Genomic DNA, 3,067 nt, shown 5'->3' on the forward strand with positions numbered 1-3,067 from the left:
ATAAACAAAAACAGTTTATCGATGTGCGAACACCGCATGAATTTCGGACTAAACACATTAAAGGATTTCGAAACATTCCTTTACCAGAACTGCCTGCGCAAACAGGCCAGCTTTCAAAAGACAGAGAAGTAGTCGTTATTTGTCAAAGCGGAATGAGAAGTATGAAAGCAAGTAAGCTTTTGAAAAAGCAAGGTTTTACATCTATCACCAACATTAAAGGCGGCATGAATAGGTGGAGATAAATCAAGAAGGAGGAGACGTAGCGTGAAGACAATAGCGGCACAAGAAGTAGAACAATTAGTAAAAAAACAAGAACAAATTCACATTTTAGATGTGCGTGAAGTAGAGGAAGTAAAAATAGGTAAAATTCCAAACACGTTAAATATCCCGCTTCCTTTATTAGAATTCCGTATGCATGAGTTAGACAAAACAAACCACTACATTCTTGTCTGTCGTTCTGGAGGCAGAAGCGGAATGGCAGCTCGTTTTCTTGAGCAGCAAGGCTACAATGTAACGAATATGACAGGCGGAATGATGGAATGGAAAGGGGAAACGGTCTAATTTTTTTAGATAAAAATATACCCCTACTAGTATTTAAACCAAGGAGGAAAAAGAAATGATGCAAGCAAACTTCGTATTAGATGCAAAAGGGTTAGCATGCCCAATGCCAATCGTAAGAACAAAGAAGAAAATGAATGAATTAGAAGCAGGTCAAGTACTAGAAATTCAAGCAACGGATAAAGGCTCTACGGCTGACTTACAAGCGTGGGCAAAAAGCACAGGTCATGAGTATTTAGGTACCGAGGCAGCAGGTGACGTTCTTCACCACTTTCTTCGTAAAGGCGGCGCTGAAGAAAACGTAACGCCAATTCCTGAAATTTCATTAGAAGAATTTGCGAAAAAAGTAGAGAATGATGAACATCTTCATATTTTAGACGTTCGTGAAGTAGAAGAATACGATGAAGCTCATATTCCAGGCGTAGTTCATATTCCGCTTGGTGAAGTAGAAAAACGTTCGAATGAGCTAAATAAAGAGAATGAAATTTATATTATTTGCCACTCTGGAAGACGAAGTGAGATGGCAGGGCAAACGATGAAAAAGCAAGGGTTTAAAAACTTAATTAACGTGGTTCCTGGTATGCGTGACTGGACAGGTAAAACAGAGTAAATAACCAAATAAAGGAGGAACTAAATATGAGTTCAAAAGTAGCAATTATCGCAGCAAACGGTGGATTATTTGATGCATATAAAGTATTTAACATTGCCACTGCGGCGGTAGCAAGCGATCAAGAAGTATCGATTTTCTTTACATTTGAAGGGTTAAATCTTATTCATAAAGAAGGTCATAAACAATTAACTATGCCTGAAGGGAAAGAGCATTTCGCTGAAGGTTTTCAAAAAGCAAATGTCCCGTCTATTCCGGAGCTTGTTGAAATGGCGCAAGAAATGGGTGTTAAATTCATTGGCTGTCAAATGACAATAGATGTAATGGGATTAACAAAAGAAGATTTTGTAGACGGTATTGAAGTAGGCGGAGCTGTTACGTTTTTAGATTTCGCCAAAGATGCAAATGTGTCATTAACCTTTTAATTTTAACGAATGACTATAACTGAAAAAATACTATAGGAGGTATTTTAATATGACAGTACATGTACTTACTGCAAAAGAAGTTACATCTAAAATTATCAATAAAGAAGCGTTATTTATTTTGGACGTTCGTAACGAAAGTGATTTTAGCGATTGGAAAATTGAAGGTCATCAATTTCAGCATTTAAATGTTCCATACTTCGATCTTTTAGACGGAGTAGAAGAAATCTTAGAAAAAATCCCTTCTGATAAAGAAGTGTTAGTTGTCTGCGCCAAAGAAGGTTCATCCGTGATGGTAGCTGACATGCTTTCAGAGGCGGGGCTTACCGTATCGTACCTTAAAGGCGGTATGAAAGCGTGGAGTGAATATTTAGAGCCTGTTAAAGTCGGAGATTTAAAAGACGGCGGAGAGATCTATCAGTTTGTTCGTATCGGTAAAGGATGCTTATCTTATATGATCGTATCAAACGGTGAAGCGGCTATTATTGATGCGACGCGTATGGTGGATGTGTATATTAACTTTGCCAAAGAACTTGGTGTCACTGTTAAGCATGTGTTTGATACGCACCTTCATGCAGATCACATTTCAGGAGGAAGAGTTATTGCTGAAGCAACAAATGCAGCGTACTGGCTGCCTCCAAAAGATGCAGAAGAAGTGATTTTTGACTACAAGGCGTTAGAAGAAGGCAGTGATGTCGTGATTGGTAACACAATGATTACGATTCAGCCTCTTTATTCACCGGGTCATACGATTGGATCAACTTCTTTTATCGTAGACGATCAATACTTACTTTCAGGTGATATTTTGTTCATCGATTCAATTGGACGTCCTGATTTAGCTGGTATGGCTGAAGACTGGGTAGGCGATCTGCGCGAGACGCTTTATAAACGCTATAAAGCATTATCAGATGAGTTAATCGTATTGCCAGCTCATTTTATGATTATTGATGAGCTAAATGATAACGGCAGCGTAGCTGAAAAGTTAGGTACTTTGTTTGCAGAAAATCATGGATTAAACATCAAAGACGAAGCAGAGTTCAGACACTTAGTAACAGATAATTTACCGCGGCAGCCAAATGCATATCAAGAAATCCGTGAAACCAATATGGGGAAAGTAAGTCCAGATGAAGAAAAACAGCGTGAAATGGAAATTGGACCAAACCGCTGTGCGATTCGCTAAGTAAAAAGTTCAGCTTAAATAAAGGAGAGAGAGAAATGGAATCAACTAAAGTACTAGATGCAAAAGGGCTGGCATGTCCAATGCCGATTGTTAAAACAAAAAAAGCAATGAATGAACTTGAAGCAGGTCAAGTGTTAGAAATTCATGCAACGGATAAAGGGGCAAAAAACGATCTTGCAGCCTGGGCAAAATCTGGCGGTCACGAGCTTCTTCATACAGAAGAAGGCGACGTTTTTAAGTTTTGGATTAAAAAAGGATAAGAAATAATGGACGAAAAGGGTATCTCTTGTAAAAGGTACC

General features: G+C 38.5%; 6 protein-coding genes. All 6 read left to right on the top strand.

Going from position 1 to position 3,067, the window contains the following annotated elements:
* Positions 1 to 242 (top strand): rhodanese-like domain-containing protein (locus tag AC1DRF_RS21220; RefSeq protein ID WP_477741619.1); only part of this gene is annotated, 242 nt, incomplete at its 5' end.
* Between the two features lie 22 nt (positions 243 to 264).
* Entirely contained in the window at positions 265 to 561 is a 297-nt protein-coding gene (locus AC1DRF_RS21225) for a rhodanese-like domain-containing protein (RefSeq protein WP_477741620.1), read from the top strand.
* A 55-nt stretch (positions 562 to 616) separates the two neighbouring features.
* Positions 617 to 1,168 (top strand): sulfurtransferase TusA family protein, encoded by a 552-nt coding sequence (locus AC1DRF_RS21230; protein WP_097822839.1) that lies wholly within the window; start codon positions 617 to 619, stop codon positions 1,166 to 1,168.
* Between the two features lie 26 nt (positions 1,169 to 1,194).
* A complete protein-coding gene (locus AC1DRF_RS21235; RefSeq protein WP_477741621.1) occupies positions 1,195 to 1,590 on the top strand; it encodes a DsrE/DsrF/DrsH-like family protein in 396 nt (131 codons plus the stop codon).
* Between the two features lie 49 nt (positions 1,591 to 1,639).
* Positions 1,640 to 2,767: an MBL fold metallo-hydrolase gene (locus AC1DRF_RS21240; protein WP_477741622.1), complete on the top strand. Its 1,128-nt coding sequence runs from the start codon at positions 1,640 to 1,642 to the stop codon at positions 2,765 to 2,767.
* A 35-nt stretch (positions 2,768 to 2,802) separates the two neighbouring features.
* Positions 2,803 to 3,027, top strand: a complete 225-nt coding sequence (locus AC1DRF_RS21245) for a sulfurtransferase TusA family protein (RefSeq protein WP_013058035.1) — start codon at positions 2,803 to 2,805, stop codon at positions 3,025 to 3,027.
* The last annotated feature ends 40 nt before the right edge of the window (positions 3,028 to 3,067 follow it).

This window comes from Priestia sp. P5_B4, assembly GCF_056400385.1.